This is a genomic window from Sphingosinicellaceae bacterium, assembly GCA_019285715.1.
Taxonomy (GTDB): Bacteria; Pseudomonadota; Alphaproteobacteria; order Sphingomonadales; family Sphingomonadaceae; genus Glacieibacterium.
In genome coordinates this window covers 451,630-465,169 of the sequence record CP079108.1, presented here as the reverse complement: position 1 = coordinate 465,169, position 13,540 = coordinate 451,630, and the positions used below count along the sequence as shown (strand labels likewise).

The 13,540-nt window shown below is 63.1% G+C and carries 15 protein-coding genes; 4 read left to right on the top strand and 11 right to left on the bottom strand.

What is annotated here, in order from left to right; all coding sequences use genetic code 11:
* Positions 1–12: 12 nt before the first annotated feature.
* The 5 genes from KX816_02255 to KX816_02235 all read right to left on the bottom strand — a co-directional run bounded on the left by KX816_02255 (position 13) and on the right by KX816_02235 (position 4,395).
* Positions 13–1,134 carry a copper resistance protein B gene (locus KX816_02255; protein QXQ06909.1) on the bottom strand — a complete coding sequence of 374 codons (1,122 nt, stop codon included), beginning with the start codon at positions 1,132–1,134 and terminating at the stop codon, positions 13–15.
* The gene (locus tag KX816_02250; protein QXQ06908.1) at positions 1,131–3,044 is read right to left on the bottom strand and encodes a copper resistance system multicopper oxidase; all 1,914 of its coding nucleotides are present in this window, start codon (positions 3,042–3,044) and stop codon (positions 1,131–1,133) included. The genes KX816_02255 and KX816_02250 overlap by 4 nt, the downstream gene beginning before the upstream one ends.
* 69 nt (positions 3,045–3,113) lie before the next feature.
* On the bottom strand, positions 3,114–3,683 hold the full coding sequence (locus KX816_02245; protein ID QXQ06907.1) for an RNA polymerase sigma factor: 570 nt from the start codon (positions 3,681–3,683) through the stop codon (positions 3,114–3,116).
* The gene (locus KX816_02240) at positions 3,680–4,120 is read right to left on the bottom strand and encodes a periplasmic heavy metal sensor (GenBank protein QXQ06906.1); all 441 of its coding nucleotides are present in this window, start codon (positions 4,118–4,120) and stop codon (positions 3,680–3,682) included. Before KX816_02240 ends, KX816_02245 begins: the two co-directional genes overlap by 4 nt.
* Positions 4,117–4,395 carry a hypothetical protein gene (locus tag KX816_02235; protein QXQ06905.1) on the bottom strand — a complete coding sequence of 93 codons (279 nt, stop codon included), beginning with the start codon at positions 4,393–4,395 and terminating at the stop codon, positions 4,117–4,119. The genes KX816_02240 and KX816_02235 overlap by 4 nt, the downstream gene beginning before the upstream one ends.
* A 333-nt stretch (positions 4,396–4,728) precedes the next feature.
* Between KX816_02235 and cadA the strand changes: the two genes are divergently transcribed.
* The 3 genes from cadA to KX816_02220 all read left to right on the top strand — a co-directional run bounded on the left by cadA (position 4,729) and on the right by KX816_02220 (position 9,086).
* Positions 4,729–7,062 carry a cadmium-translocating P-type ATPase gene (gene cadA, locus KX816_02230; protein ID QXQ08353.1) on the top strand — a complete coding sequence of 778 codons (2,334 nt, stop codon included), beginning with the start codon at positions 4,729–4,731 and terminating at the stop codon, positions 7,060–7,062.
* Position 7,063: 1 nt separating this feature from the next.
* Positions 7,064–7,795 carry a thioredoxin domain-containing protein gene (locus KX816_02225; protein QXQ06904.1) on the top strand — a complete coding sequence of 244 codons (732 nt, stop codon included), beginning with the start codon at positions 7,064–7,066 and terminating at the stop codon, positions 7,793–7,795.
* Positions 7,796–7,883: 88 nt separating this feature from the next.
* The gene (locus KX816_02220) at positions 7,884–9,086 is read left to right on the top strand and encodes a hypothetical protein (GenBank protein ID QXQ08352.1); all 1,203 of its coding nucleotides are present in this window, start codon (positions 7,884–7,886) and stop codon (positions 9,084–9,086) included.
* Positions 9,087–9,287: 201 nt separating this feature from the next.
* Here KX816_02220 and KX816_02215 read toward each other — a convergent pair whose 3' ends face one another.
* The 4 genes from KX816_02215 to KX816_02200 all read right to left on the bottom strand — a co-directional run bounded on the left by KX816_02215 (position 9,288) and on the right by KX816_02200 (position 11,619).
* Positions 9,288–9,548 carry a DUF2285 domain-containing protein gene (locus tag KX816_02215; GenBank protein QXQ06903.1) on the bottom strand — a complete coding sequence of 87 codons (261 nt, stop codon included), beginning with the start codon at positions 9,546–9,548 and terminating at the stop codon, positions 9,288–9,290.
* Between the two features lie 56 nt (positions 9,549–9,604).
* Positions 9,605–10,665 (bottom strand): IS630 family transposase gene (locus tag KX816_02210; GenBank protein ID QXQ06902.1). Its coding sequence is split into 2 segments (ribosomal slippage): positions 9,605–10,173 and positions 10,173–10,665, totalling 1,062 coding nucleotides; the frame shifts between segments, so codons are not numbered across the junction.
* A gap of 67 nt (positions 10,666–10,732) precedes the next feature.
* Positions 10,733–11,200 carry a hypothetical protein gene (locus KX816_02205; GenBank protein QXQ06901.1) on the bottom strand — a complete coding sequence of 156 codons (468 nt, stop codon included), beginning with the start codon at positions 11,198–11,200 and terminating at the stop codon, positions 10,733–10,735.
* Between the two features lie 158 nt (positions 11,201–11,358).
* Positions 11,359–11,619 (bottom strand): DUF2285 domain-containing protein, encoded by a 261-nt coding sequence (locus KX816_02200; GenBank protein QXQ06900.1) that lies wholly within the window; start codon positions 11,617–11,619, stop codon positions 11,359–11,361.
* Between the two features lie 156 nt (positions 11,620–11,775).
* Here KX816_02200 and KX816_02195 point away from each other — a divergent pair, with 156 nt between their 5' ends.
* On the top strand, positions 11,776–12,036 hold the full coding sequence (locus KX816_02195) for a helix-turn-helix domain-containing protein (GenBank protein QXQ06899.1): 261 nt from the start codon (positions 11,776–11,778) through the stop codon (positions 12,034–12,036).
* A 42-nt stretch (positions 12,037–12,078) separates the two neighbouring features.
* Here KX816_02195 and KX816_02190 read toward each other — a convergent pair whose 3' ends face one another.
* Entirely contained in the window at positions 12,079–12,402 is a 324-nt protein-coding gene (locus tag KX816_02190) for a DUF736 domain-containing protein (protein ID QXQ06898.1), read from the bottom strand.
* 553 nt (positions 12,403–12,955) lie between these two features.
* The gene (locus tag KX816_02185) at positions 12,956–13,420 is read right to left on the bottom strand and encodes a hypothetical protein (protein ID QXQ06897.1); all 465 of its coding nucleotides are present in this window, start codon (positions 13,418–13,420) and stop codon (positions 12,956–12,958) included.
* Positions 13,421–13,540 lie beyond the last annotated feature (120 nt).

Sequence of the window (13,540 nt, the reverse complement as noted above, 5' to 3'; positions counted from 1 at the left end):
CCCTCGCTGCGGTCAGAACCAGAAATGGATCCCGGCGACGAAGCTCGTCGTCGTCGAGCTCTGTCCGTCGGCGCGCGCAAAGTCAGCGCTGCGTCCGGTCTTCGCTTCATAGGAGACGCCGATATAAGGGGCGAACTCGCGGGCAATCTCGTAGCGCAGCCTTAGCCCGAGCTCGGCGTTGACGAGGCCCGCGCCGTAACGATTTTCCGGAACGTCTTGCGCCGCGAAATTAAGCTCGGCGCGGGGTTGCAGGATCAGTCGCTGCGTGATGCGTTGGTCGTAATAGCCTTCGAGCCTACCGAGCAAATCCCCCTTTTCCGAGAGAAATGCGGCGCCGCTTAACTGGAACATGTAGGGCGCAAGCCCTTCGAATCCGGCGGTGGCATAGGTACGCGTCGGTGATGGCTGGAAGTCGTGGCGAACGCCGGCCTGAAGGTTGAAATAGGGTCCCACCGCCCGGCTGAAGAGCGCCTGGACTTCTGCACTATCGACGCCCTCGCGAAATGCGCCCGAGCCTTCGGATTTAAGCGTGACGCGATTGATGTCGCCACCGAACCACGCCTCGCCGTCCCAACGGTATCCATCCTTGCCGTGGCGGATCTGGAGTTCCGCGAGATTGAACATCACCTGATAAAATTTCTGGCCGCCTTGCTCATGCATCATCCCGTCACGGGCATCGGTCATTACCGTGCTGGGGAAGAACCGATCGGCATAGTGATCGCTCGGGAGCGGCGGCGGCGGTGCAGTGCCGGCGGAAAGCGCCGTCCCGGACATCTGCATGTCGGGCATCGCGCCCATCTGCTTCTGATCTGTTTCGCCCTGCATCTGCATTCCGGGCATTACCTGGTCAGACTGCGGCGACGGTGTCGCGCCCGTTTCGCTGGCCATTCCTCGCATTTGCACCGAGGGGGCAGCAGCCGGAGTCGGCTTCGTCTGGCCCATCGAGTTTGCGCCCTGAGGCGGTTGCACGAGTGTCGGCTTGCGAGAGCCGGCTTTCTTGGGCGTGGCCGTTTTAGCCATCGGCATGTTCATGCCCGGCATTTGCATCCCGTCCATCGAATGGTCCTGCGCCATCGCGGCCGACGACAGACCGAGCATTGTCGCAGCGACCGTCACAACCAGCAGCGACTTCATGCTGCGTCCCCCTTGGGACGCACGCTAACAGTGCGCATCATGCCGGCATGCATGTGGTAAAGCAGATGGCAGTGGAAGGCCCAGTCGCCGACCGCATCGGCGGTAAGATCCCAGCTTACTTTGCCACCCGGCTGGACGATTACCGTGTGCTTGCGCGGCGCATGGTCGCCGTGACCGGTCACCAATTCGAAAAAGTGACCATGAAGGTGGATGGGGTGCGCCATCATCGTGTCGTTGATCAAGGTCACCCGCACGCGCTCGCCTTGGGTAAAGGCGAACGGCTCCATCGTATCCGACATCTTGACCCCGTCGAACGACCACATGAAGCGCTCCATGTTGCCGGTCAGATGGATGTCGAGGCTGCGCGACGGCGCGCGCACGTCGGGATTGCGGGTTGTCGCCATCAGGTCGCGATAGGTCAGCACGCGGTGCCCGACGTTCTCCAGGCCCTGTCCGGGATAGTCAGTTCGGTCCATCGGCATGGCGGCGATTGTCGATACGCCCGCAGATTTCTTCACGTCGGGTGCCTTGGAGAAGTCGCGCATCGACATCGACCCCATGTCCATCTGGCCTGGCATGCCACCCATCGCGGCATGATCCATCCCGCTTGCACCGCCCTGCATTCCAGTCATCTTGCTGTGATCCATGCCGGCCATCGCGCCACGATCCGTCGGCATTGATACCGCGGCAGACGCCGTAGCAAGCGCGGCCGACACGTTCTGCTCGGCGCTGGGATCGAGCCCGCGCTTCGCCATCGTGTCGGCACCCGACATCTTCATGCCGCCCATGCCTGGCATATCCATGCCCATGTCTTTCATCGTCGCCAGCGGGCGCTTGCGAAGCTCGGGAACAGGCGCCACCATGCCAACGCGCGGGGCGAGGGTGGCCCGCGCCATCCCGGACCGGTCGACGCTTTCGCCGACCAGCGTATAAGCGCGGTCGTCGGTCGGCGTGACGATGGCGTCATAGGTTTCCGCAACGCCGATCTGGAACTCGTCGACTTCGACCGGCCTGACGTCGTTACCGTCGGCCTGAACGATCGTCAGCGGAAGTCCGGGAATGCGAACGTTGAATGTCGTCATTGAGGACGCGTTGATGATGCGCAGCCGCACGCGCTCGCCCGGTTTGAACAGCGCGGTCCAGTTGTCGCGCGGTCCGTGACCATTTACCAGATAGGTATAGGTAGCCCCAGTGCCATCGGCGATGTCGGCCGGGTCCATTCGCATCCCGCCCCAGCGGACACGTTCGTCGAGCGGCTGATCGTCTCCGGCGAGAACACCTGAAAGCGTCTGCTTCTGGCGGTTATAATAGCCCGACATCACCTTCATGTGACGGAAAATGACGTCGGGGCTCTCTTGGCTGTGGTCGGAGAGCACGATGACGTGCTCTCGATCGAACTGGACCGGATCGGCGCCTGCCGGATCGATCACGATCGGACCGTAATGGCCAAGCTGCTCCTGAAGCCCTGAATGGCTGTGATACCAATAGGTGCCCGCCTGCCGGATCGGGAATTCGTACACGAACCGGGAGCGCGGCTTGATGCCGGGAAAGGAGATCCCGGGCACACCGTCGAACTGCATCGGAACGAGCAGACCGTGCCAGTGAATCGAGCTGTCCTCGTCGAGGTCGTTGTTGACGATCAAGCGAACATTCTGGCCCTCACGAAGCCGGATCAACGGCCCCGGCACCGTGCCGTTCAAGCCGATCGCGTGGCTTTCATGGCCATCGATCATCATCGTCTGGCGGGCGATGGTGAGCGCGATGTCCTGACCGGACACGGTTGGTAGCGGCGCGGCAATGCCACGCGATACCGTCTGTGCCCAAGCGGGCATCCAGGACACGAGCGCGAGTCCACCGCCGGCGACGGCAGCACCGCGCAACAGCTGGCGACGGTCGAGAATACGGGTCATGGGACTCCTGGATCGCTGCTGGACGCATTGGTCCGTTCAACTGTGATACGCGGCCCCGTATATCTGCCCTCAACAGCTACTCTGTTTCTCCACGAGTTTGGCGCGGGCGCGGGCGAGCCGGGTTTCGACAGCCTTCTCGCTGATCGACAGGATCGCCGCCGTTTCGGCTTGGCTGAACCCCTCGATCGTTCGCAAGATCAGTGGTTCCTTCAAATTGACGGGTAACTCGGCAATGGCGCGCGACACCCGCTCCAGGGCCTGCCGATCGGCGGCAGCGTCATCGATGCACGGCGTCTCATCGGCGATGTTCTCGGCTTGAGCGCCAATCGGAACGGCAAACGACAACAAGCGGCGCACCGCGCGCTTCCGCCCCCAATCACGGCATTTATTGAGCGCGATGGCCGAAAGCCATGTCCGCATGGGACGAGCTTGATCGTAACGACGTAGCGCCTGATACGCCGCGATGAACGTGTCCTGGGACAAATCCAGCGCTTCGTCCGGGTCGCCGATATGGTTTCGTATCAGCCGGAACACAGCAGAGCCGTGGCGGCGCATGATTTCGGCGTAGGCGGTTTGCCTGCCAGCGAGGCTAAGCGCGGCAAGCTCTCCATCGGAAAGTGCCGTTAAATCGAGGCTCACCGTGCATCGTCGGTGAGCACCTTCACCACCGCCCGGTCGAACTGCGATGTCTGGTCGGGCCGCAACAGCTGCCGCATGGCAAAGATGTGCGCCAGCGTCGCCTTCTGCAGCTCGCCCATCGCCCCATGGCTCTGATCGACCGCGGCCGCGACGCGCGGACCGTTGCCGTGCTCTGCCTCGATCGCCTCGGCGAGCCGCGCGTTATCGGCGCGTAATTCAAGCTCGAGCGCACGCCGTTGCACTGCGTACCGCTGTTCGAGGACCATCAGGCGAGCCTGCTGACCACTGTCGAGGGCAAGCTTCTCGTGCAGCACATCGTGCAGTTCCTGGCTCGGCTGCCTCGGAGCGGGCAACAGCGCGCGCCCGATGAACACGCCGCCGATCGCCGCAATGAAGGCCAGGACGATGCACAAGGCTAGCTTCGGGGTCGAGGTCATGGCGTGCCTGCAAGCAAGGTCGAGGGTGCGAGGGGGAAAATGCCGCCAAGCGGCATGAGACTGGCACTGGCATCCGCGCTCGCTGCTGCGGGAATGCCGGTACTCGCCATGCCCATCGCCAGCGCTGTAACCATAATGGCACCCAGGCCGAGCCCGGCAGACCGCGTGGTCGGCTGTTTCCCGATCCGTGCGAACACCCGCGCCTCCAGTCCATCTAACCCGGCCGGGATGGGAGCAGCTGCGAGTCTCGCCAGCACTTTGTCGATATCGTCCATGCTATTCACTCCCGCCCTCTAACATCGCTTACGCGGTGCTTGCTATTTGCCCTCATCCCCAGTCGCACGAGCACGCTGACCCTGATCGACAGGGGCTTGCCGTGATGTCCAGCCTGGCTCAGCTTTATAAGGGCAAACCTTCCCGGTCGCGTATTAGTCACAGGGGCAGGCTCCCTAGCCGCGCATGATCGACATTTGACCATGGCACGGTGTCAGACCCTAGATGCCTTGGGTAAGGAGATACTGGGTGTTCATACCGCTTCTCTTCCCCTCGTCGGTCGAACGACAGCTGCGTCAGCCCGCCGTGAAAGAACTGCCATGACCGACAACTCCATGCTTCAATCGACAATCCGCAACGATCATGACGCACGGTCGACGGCATCGGAGAAAGATCCGGTTTGCGGGATGATTGTCGATCCGGCGACAACCAAATTAAGCGCCGAACATGCAGGGATGCAATATCATTTCTGCTCGGCCGGCTGCCAGACCAAGTTTGTCGCCAGCCCGGACCATTACCTGACGCCGAAACCCTTGACCGACGCGCCAGCGGAAACCGGCGCAATCTACACCTGCCCCATGCACCCGCAAATCCGACAGGTCGGGCCGGGCGCATGTCCGATCTGCGGCATGGCACTTGAGCCCGTCGAGATCACCGCCGACGCCCCGCCAAACGTCGAGCTCGCCGACATGACGCGGCGCTTCTGGATCGGGTTGGTATTCGCGCTACCGCTGTTCATTATCGAGATGGGCGGCCATGTCTTCGGACTGCGCCTACCGATCTCGAATACGGTCAACGCGTGGTTGCAACTTGCGCTGGCAACCCCGGTCGTCGCGTGGGCCGGTGCGCCGTTCTTCGTGCGAGGCTGGCGCTCGCTTGTCACCCGCAAGCTCAACATGTTCACGCTCATTGCGATCGGTACTGGCGCGGCCTATCTCTACAGTCTGGTCGGGGTTGCGGCACCGCAGCTGTTTCCCCCAGCATTCCGCGATGCCCACGGCATGATCGGGCTCTATTTCGAGGCAGCCGCCGTCGTCACGGTCCTGGTCCTGCTCGGGCAGGTTCTCGAACTGCGCGCCCGCGATCAAACCGGTGGCGCGATCCGCGCGCTGCTCGATCTCGCTCCGAAGACCGCTTTGCGCCTCCGCGACGGCGGTGCCGACGAGGAGGTTCCCCTGGACCAGGTGGCAAAGGGTGACGCCTTACGCGTCCGTCCCGGCGACAAGGTGCCGGTCGATGGCGTCATCGTCTCGGGCAGCAGCGCGGTCGACGAGGCGATGGTCACGGGCGAGTCGATCCCGGCGACCAAGGCTGCCGGCGACAAGGTCATCGGTGGCACGCTCAACCAGACCGGCAGCTTCGTCATGCGCGCCGATGCTGTCGGCCGCGATACGATGCTGGCGCGCATCGTTGCGCTGGTTGCCGATGCCCAGCGCAGCCGCGCGCCGATTCAGAACCTTGCGGATGCGGTGGCGGGCTGGTTCGTGCCTGCGGTGCTGCTTGCGTCGGTGCTGGCGTTTGCCGCGTGGGTGGCGTTCGGCCCCGCCCCCACGGTCGCCAATGGCTTTGTCGCCGCGGTCGCGGTGCTGATCATCGCCTGCCCCTGTGCGCTCGGTCTAGCAACGCCGATGTCGATCATGGTCGCAGTCGGGCGCGGCGCCGGCATCGGCGTGCTGATCCGCTCGGCGGAGGCGCTGCAGAAGCTCGAGACCATCGACACGCTGGTCGTCGACAAGACCGGCACGTTGACCGAGGGCAAACCCAAGGTCGAGGCCATCGTCACCTTCAACGGCGTCCGCGAGGACGACGCGCTGCGGCTCGAGGCGGCGCTCGAGCAGGGCAGCGCGCATCCGCTGGCAGCAGCGATCGTCGCCGCCGCGCACGAACGCAAGTTGACGCTGCCAGCTGCGGACGCGTTCGCTTCTACGATCGGCAAGGGCGTCAGTGGCCGCATCGAGAGCCGTTCCGTCATCGCCGGCACCAAAGCATGGTTGACCGAAAACGGCATCGATACCGGCGAAGCGGCCGCCACCGCGGATTCCTGGCGTGCAGAGGGCCGAACCGCCGTCTTTCTCGGCATCGACGGTAAGCTGGCAGCAGTTCTTGGAATTGCCGACCCGATCAAGCCGACAACGGCCGACGCGGTCGCGCAGCTTAAGGCGCTCGGCCTGCGCGTCGTCATGCTGACCGGTGACAACCGGGCAACGGCCGAAGCGATAGCGAAAAGGGTCGGCATCACCGAGATCGAGGCCGAAGTGTCGCCCGAGATGAAGAGCGCCGTCATCCAGCGGCTCAAGGCAGAGGGCCGCAAGGTCGCGATGGCAGGTGACGGCGTCAACGACGCGCCCGCGCTCGCCGCCGCCGATGTTGGCATCGCCATGGGAGCCGGCGCCGATGTTGCGATCGAGGCGGCAGGCGTGACGCTTATCAAGGGCGACCTGACCGGCATCGTCCGCGCCCGCAAGCTGAGCCATGCGGCGATGGCCAACATCCGCCAGAACCTGTGGCTGGCGTTCGTCTACAATGCCGCGGGCATTCCGATCGCGGCGGGCGTCCTCTATCCGGTGTTCGGCATCCTGCTCAGCCCCGTCATCGCTGCCGGCGCGATGGCACTGTCGTCGGTCTCGGTCATCGTCAACGCCCTGCGGCTGCGCACGGTGACGCTCTAGGATGACCACAGAGACTGCCAAGCCTGAGCTTATCCGCGGTCGATGGCGCAGCATCAAGCTCCTGGCGGCGATGCTCGCATTGGTGGTTGGAGCGCAACTGCTCCTGTTGGCGCGTAGCCGTCTCATGCCACCCGGATTGCCCGATCCGGTACTTCTGACGTCACCCGAGCAATTAGCGGATCCGGTAGCGCCGTCACGCGCGCCGCCCCGCTACGATCTGACGATCTACGTGTTCTCGGACTACCAATGTCCGTCATGCCGCCTGCTGCATAAGGACCTTGAGAAGGCAGTTTCGGATGATGGCAGGGTGCGCCTTGTCTACAAGGACTGGGTAATCTTTGGGGATCGCTCGCGCCGCGCCGCCCGCCTTGCCATCGCCGCTCAATGGCAAGGTCGTCACGCGGCCATGAATGATGTGTTGATGCGCGGCACGACAGGGTTCGATGATACGTCCTTGGCCGCGCAAGCCGCGCGGTCAGGCACCGACTGGCAACGCTTGCTGGTCGATCTCGACGCCCATCGTGGCGACATCGACGCCAGCCTGGAACGAACCGATCGCGAGGCACGACTGCTCAATATCGGCGGAACGCCTGCACTTGTTATGGGCAACCGGCTATTTGTCGGGAGGCTCGGTGCAGATCAGATTAAACAGGCGATCGCATCGGCGCGACGCGGACAGATCGTACCGGCGGACAACGGTCCAGCGTCCGACATCAATCGCACAGGAGGCTGACATCGATCCAACGACCACTGACGGGCCCGATAACCGGGCGGAGCGCCTCAACCGCGGCTGCTTTTGCATTACACTCGATCAGCCTGATCTGGCAGCCGCACTTGATCACGAGGTTGGCGAGGCCGGCTTCGCTGCTGATCTCGCGGCCACCCATCCAAATTTGTTTTCCAATGTCCCAATTTTCGTTCCAACCGACACGCTCGACCAAATTGTACATGTGATCACCGCGATCGAGACGGTGTCGCGCTTGGCAGGCTACCAAGCCGCCGCGCTCGCCTATGGTCCGGCAATCGCCGTCAGGGATTTCGGACCGCTCGGTGTCTTCATGGGATATGATTTCCACATTACCCCGAAAGGCCCGCAACTGATCGAGGTCAATTCGAATGCTGGCGGCGCTTTTCTAAACGCGCTTTTGGCACGGGCGCAGCGAGCGTGCTGTGCTGGCGGCAGGGTCCCGTTTGCCAGCACAACAGAGGATAGCTTCGCCCACGCGGTAAAGAAGATGTTCGTTGCCGAATGGCAGTTGCAAGGCCGGATCGGTGAGCCTGTGCGTATCGCTATCGTCGATGATGACCCGATTGGACAGTTTCTCTATCCCGAATTCCGCTTGGCTGAGGCCCTGCTCGACGCCTCAGGTTTCGAAACGATAATCGCTGATGCGGCAACCCTCGAATTCGATGGTGAAACGCTCGCGCTTGACGGTCAAAAGATCTACCTTGTCTACAATCGTCTGGTCGATTTTGGCTTGGAGGAGACGCGTCATTCGGCATTGCGGGCGGCCTATGAGAAAGGGCGGGTCGTCCTCACACCGAACCCGCACGTGCACGCCTTGCTGGCCGACAAGCGCAATCTTGCCCTGATGTCGAACGGTGCCCAGCTCGAAGACTGGGGACTGGCTTCTGATCTGATCGCAGTGCTTCGCGAATGCGTTCCAAAGACGAGTATTGTTTCGGAGAATAATGCTGACGCACTCTGGCACGACCGTCGTAATCTGTTCTTCAAGCCGGCGAAGGGCTATGGCAGCAAGGCCACCTACCGCGGGGAAAAGCTCACCACCAAAGTCTGGGGTGAGATTACCCGTGGCGACTATGTCGCTCAGACTTTTGCGCGCCCCGGCATTCGCACTACCAGCGACGGCGAAACGCATCCGTCACTAAAGGTCGATATCCGAATATTCACTTATGGGGCTCTACCTATCTTAGCAGCCGCCAGGCTCTACCAAGGTCAAACAACCAACATGCGAACTCCCGGCGGCGGGTTCGCACCAGTGCTGGAGATTGATCGAGTTTGATCCGCCAAGTGCAGCACGTTTCAGTGGATTCTCGCTCCCGCGCCCAGAGGGTCACCGCCTCCCGCCGGTTGACTCCATTCTTGGCGTAGAGGCGGGCACATGGTTGCAGAATCAGGGAAACGGCGAGTCAGCTGTAAATGTCTGATTTTGAGATCTTTCCGAATACTCAACTGCCCAACAGATGGCAGTTTTTCTGAATTATCACTCGAAAGTCGCTAAGCCGCTGACGACCCCAATCCGTTGTCCCAGGAGCTGGAGGTAGCCGCCGCGTGACAGGGCAAGCGCATCGGCGACAAGCCGGTAGATCAAGCTCCGCAGCTCGCTGGACTTCCAAGCAACGCCGTCAGGAACTCTGGCAGCGCCAAAGAGGCCGATCGCGATTGCACGGCGGGTCGCCCCGTCACGTAATCCATCCAGTGCGCGAAGCCGAAGCGCAAAGCGATTGCGTGCCTGCGCCGTCATCCTGACCGGCGACGGCCCCCGTACGCCGGCAAGCCTGTTATACCAAGACTCTCTGATCAGAACCCATGCGCCCATGTCCGCAGTCCGAGCGACATGATCCGCCACGGCTGATCGGTGAGACGGTTCCAGGCGAAGCAGCAATGATCGAGGATGTCATCGTAGGATTTGAAGATGCGGTTCGACAGCCAGTTGTCGCGCATGAACTGCCAGACGTTTTCGACGGGGTTGAGTTCGGGGCACTTGGGTGGCAGCGGCAAGAGGGTGATATTGGCCGGAACGACCAGCGCCCTTGAGCCGTGCCACCCCGCCTGATCGAGGAGGAGCACGGCATGGGCGCCGCATGCCACGGCGGCGGATATCTCCGCGAGATGCAGCGTCATCCCCTCGGTGTTGCAGCGTGGCAGGACCAGACCGGCGCCTTTGCCCTCGGCCGGGCAGATCGCGCCGTAGATATACGCCGACGTGGTGCGCTGGTCCTTGGGCGCCGATGGCCGGGTCCCGCGCTTGGCCCATCGCCGCGTGATGCCGTTCTTCTGGCCGACCCGGGCCTCGTCTTGCCACCAGAGTTCTATAGGCGTGCCAACTGGGAGCGTCGCTTCGATCGCTGCCAGCTGAGCGGGGAAGTCTTTTTAAAAACGTCGATGGCATCGGCCCCTTGCGCATGATGCCGGGGCCGGGCCGTCAGCTTGCGGTAGCCCATGGCGCGCAGGTCACGGCTCAGGGTCTGCTTGCTCACCGACACGCCATAGTCGTCGAACAGCCACTGGATCAGGTCAACGATCCGCCAGCGCACCACCCCATGCGAGGCCGGGATCGGGCCTTGCTCGATGATCGCAGCCAGCGCCCGCTTATGCTCGGGACCAAGTACCGGGCGCGGACCAGGTGCCTTGCCATCCAGCAAGCCATCAGGGCCTTGGGCATTGAACCGCAAAACCCAATCCCGAACCGTCTGCAGACCAACACCACCGACCCGCGCCGCTTCGTGCCGCGCACCGCCATCGTAAATCACCGCCAGCGCCAGCAACCGCCGAACCTGGTTCGCGTGCCCGCTCAGTCGCGCCTGCCGCCGAAGACCAGCCCCGTCAAAGTCGTCCCGAAGCCCAACCGCTGATGCCACCGCAAACCTCCCACAGCATGCGATGTTGAATCAGATCACGACCTGCTTGGGAATCCCCCGCGTTGAGTCAGAGACCAAGGGATCTGGTATTACTCGCAAACGTGGTCGCGATCAGTCTTCGCGCTGAGTTTTCGTCGAGTGGAAGCAACGCGACGAGTGGCTGCTCGCCTCGAGCGTCGCCCGTAACCCATAGCTGGGTTCGGTCATCCCAAAGCAGGTGCAGTCCATCGGTGGCAAGTCGTGTGACGACAGCAAAACGCTGCAGATCAGCGACTGTCGGCCCGCCGCTGAAGTTCGCGGGCGACGAAGCGAACGACACCACATCGGCTGCGACCTCCGGCCGCCAGAAGGCATTGGCAGATCGCCAGCCGAGCGAAGGGTCTGCCGCGAAATCGCAACCCCCAAGGCTCGACGCGTTCGTCCTTATCGGACGAAGCGCTATCGCTGCCATCGCCGAACTCGGCGACATAATCTGGATTGCGCCGCAGAAATTCCCAAGCAAGACCGCGCCTGCCGCTGGCTGCGACATCTTCATACCCGCGTCCGGACCGCCAGTCAGGCGACGGCATGCGACCTGCTCCGCGTTGGCCGCGAGCCCTGCTTCGACTCCCGGGAGTAGTAAACTACCAAATTTGCTGCAGGTTGCCGCTGCGACATTCTTGCAGCATCTGCGCAGCAACGTTTTACGTGGAACTAATCTTTTCTGCCCGTAAGCAGATGCTTATACCCTTCGCGCGTCATCCAACGCGCGCGTTCGAGATGCGCTGAGTACACTCGGTGCGCACGATCCGCAGCGGCAATGCAATCCAGGCCGAGCACAAGCGTTGCCGCCTCACGCCAGTCCGCTTTCTCGGCGTCAGCATCCAATAGACGGAGATAACAGCCGGCATGTGCCATATCGTAGTCGGTGACGACTGCGTCAGCCGGCGGCTCGTCAAGAAGGGGATAGTCCATCGCCTGCCCTCGCGCGCTGGATCGATGGCTTGATCGTTAACCTCGCACGCGCGGGTGTTGCAAGTGCAAAGCTTTACCGCGCGCATGGCGCGATGCCGCATCGATACATACTAGAGTTGATAACATTAAAGTGTGTGGGTCGCCATCCCGAGCGGGATGGATATCTGGCACCTGGTCGGGAGGAACGTCGCCGAACGGCGACGTGCTCGCGGCTGGTCGCAGGAGGTGTTCGCCGATCAATGCGGGTTCAGCCAGCAATATCTCAGCGGTCTCGAGAAGGGTCGGCGCAATCCGACGCTGAAGACGATGGCCGAGCTGGCGACGGCGCTCGGCATCGCCGTGGTCGACCTGTTCGCCGAGCTGCCGCTAGAAGTTGCTCAGCAACCTCCGATCAAGCGGCTTAAGCGGAAGCCGTAGCGAAGCGCCCCGCCCGTTGCCGGGCGGGGCGTCGCGCTGCCGTCAGTCGCCGTTCGGCTTGCGACCGCGGGTCCAGACGAGGCTGAAACCTTCCTCGCCCTCGGCCTCGAACAGGTTGGCGTAGATCGGTGCGAGCAGGCTGGGATCGTCGAGCTTGACCGAGAGATAGTCGCGGCCCGCCTTCGAGGTCTCGCTCCAGGCGGCACCGATTTCGGCGCGGCCGACGAAAACGCGGTGACTGGGAGCCTTGTCGTTGGTGCGGTTGTCCTCGGGGACGATGCGGACGTTGCGTGCCTGCACCTGCATCGTGACGATGTCGCCCTGATACTCGCTGCCGACCTTCTTGAAGTTGCCGATGTTCGCCATGGTGGTTCTCCTTGTGATCGAGCCCGCGACCATCGCGGCCTCGATGGCTTGTCGTCGGCCGGAGGCGAACGACGACGCACCCGGCCCGGGCTAAGCCCGCGGACACGGGCCGCAGCGCAGCGGAGGATGGCTGAGGTACGGACTTTCTTGCCTCGCGAGGAATGCCGCGCGCGGCAGGGGAAGAAAGTCCTCGCCTAGCCATTGCGGCAAGGCGGTCGAGGCGCAGCCGTCCTTCGGCCAGATCAGGCCAATCGAGAGGCCGTGATGACGCGGTCTCGCTCAGCCCAGGGAGAGACCGCCCGTGGCGGACCCGAAGTTCAAGCGTCGGCTGCGGTCAGCGTACAGAAACAGGTGCCAGCGTGCGGTCGGAACCACCCCGTCGCCGGAGACACTGCGGCAACTACCCGGCTCTGCGACCTAGCGTTCCCGTTGACCACCCGAGTCGAGGTGGACCGCCAGAGGCTTTGGCGGATCAACGGCGATGATCGGGGCCATGCTCGACGACCATGACCGCCCGATCGAAAGCCAACCTGCTTGAGGCCGTGCGGGAAGCTCAGCCCAGTCTGATTTCGCTGCCGCTGCCGACGTGATGTGACGGGTCGATGCCCCGCGCGGCGACGGGCGGGGTGCTCGCCAATCGGGCCAGTGCGACCGCGCCGGTGGCGATGCCCCCGGCGACCGAGAATGCGAATAGCCACGTGGGCGACGGCACCGACAGCTTCGCGATGCCATGGACCGCGTGATAGCCGGCGACCGCCGCCGGGCCGGCATAGGCCAGTGCGAGCAGGGTCCGGGCGATCGGCGACCGCAATTTGGCAAACGCCAGCTCGCCGAACGCGACAACCAGCGCGGCAACGACGAGAGCGACGACGAGGGCGCCGAGTATTCCCGCGCCGGTGTGATACGCAGCGATGCCGACGGTGACGCCGATCATCAGCGGCATGGCGTAGACGGCGAAGGTGAACAGCAGCCACGCGAGGAAGGCGACGGCGGCAACTGCAAAAAGTCCAAGCAACATGGCGGTTCTCCCACGACAAAAGTCGATGCGAGCGCCGCCACCAACCACCATGACGCTCATCACAACATACTCGATTCCGGGCGTGCGGAGAACCGCGAAGTCGGCGATGCGACTCCGCGA

Bases quoted from the DNA above. Each gene is read 5' to 3' on its own strand.
- KX816_02190 (QXQ06898.1), bottom strand. From the start codon at position 12,402: ATGGCGAACATCGGCAACTTCAAGAAGGTCGGCAGCGAGTATCAGGGC.
- KX816_02195 (QXQ06899.1), top strand. From the start codon at position 11,776: ATGGATATCTGGCACCTGGTCGGGAGGAACGTCGCCGAACGGCGACGT.
- KX816_02200 (QXQ06900.1), bottom strand. From the start codon at position 11,619: ATGGACTATCCCCTTCTTGACGAGCCGCCGGCTGACGCAGTCGTCACC.
- KX816_02205 (QXQ06901.1), bottom strand. From the start codon at position 11,200: ATGAAGATGTCGCAGCCAGCGGCAGGCGCGGTCTTGCTTGGGAATTTC.
- KX816_02240 (QXQ06906.1), bottom strand. From the start codon at position 4,120: ATGACCTCGACCCCGAAGCTAGCCTTGTGCATCGTCCTGGCCTTCATT.
- cadA (QXQ08353.1), top strand. From the start codon at position 4,729: ATGCTTCAATCGACAATCCGCAACGATCATGACGCACGGTCGACGGCA.
- KX816_02225 (QXQ06904.1), top strand. From the start codon at position 7,064: ATGACCACAGAGACTGCCAAGCCTGAGCTTATCCGCGGTCGATGGCGC.
- KX816_02250 (QXQ06908.1), bottom strand. From the start codon at position 3,044: ATGACCCGTATTCTCGACCGTCGCCAGCTGTTGCGCGGTGCTGCCGTC.
- KX816_02235 (QXQ06905.1), bottom strand. From the start codon at position 4,395: ATGGACGATATCGACAAAGTGCTGGCGAGACTCGCAGCTGCTCCCATC.
- KX816_02185 (QXQ06897.1), bottom strand. From the start codon at position 13,420: ATGTTGCTTGGACTTTTTGCAGTTGCCGCCGTCGCCTTCCTCGCGTGG.
- KX816_02215 (QXQ06903.1), bottom strand. From the start codon at position 9,548: ATGACGGCGCAGGCACGCAATCGCTTTGCGCTTCGGCTTCGCGCACTG.
- KX816_02255 (QXQ06909.1), bottom strand. From the start codon at position 1,134: ATGAAGTCGCTGCTGGTTGTGACGGTCGCTGCGACAATGCTCGGTCTG.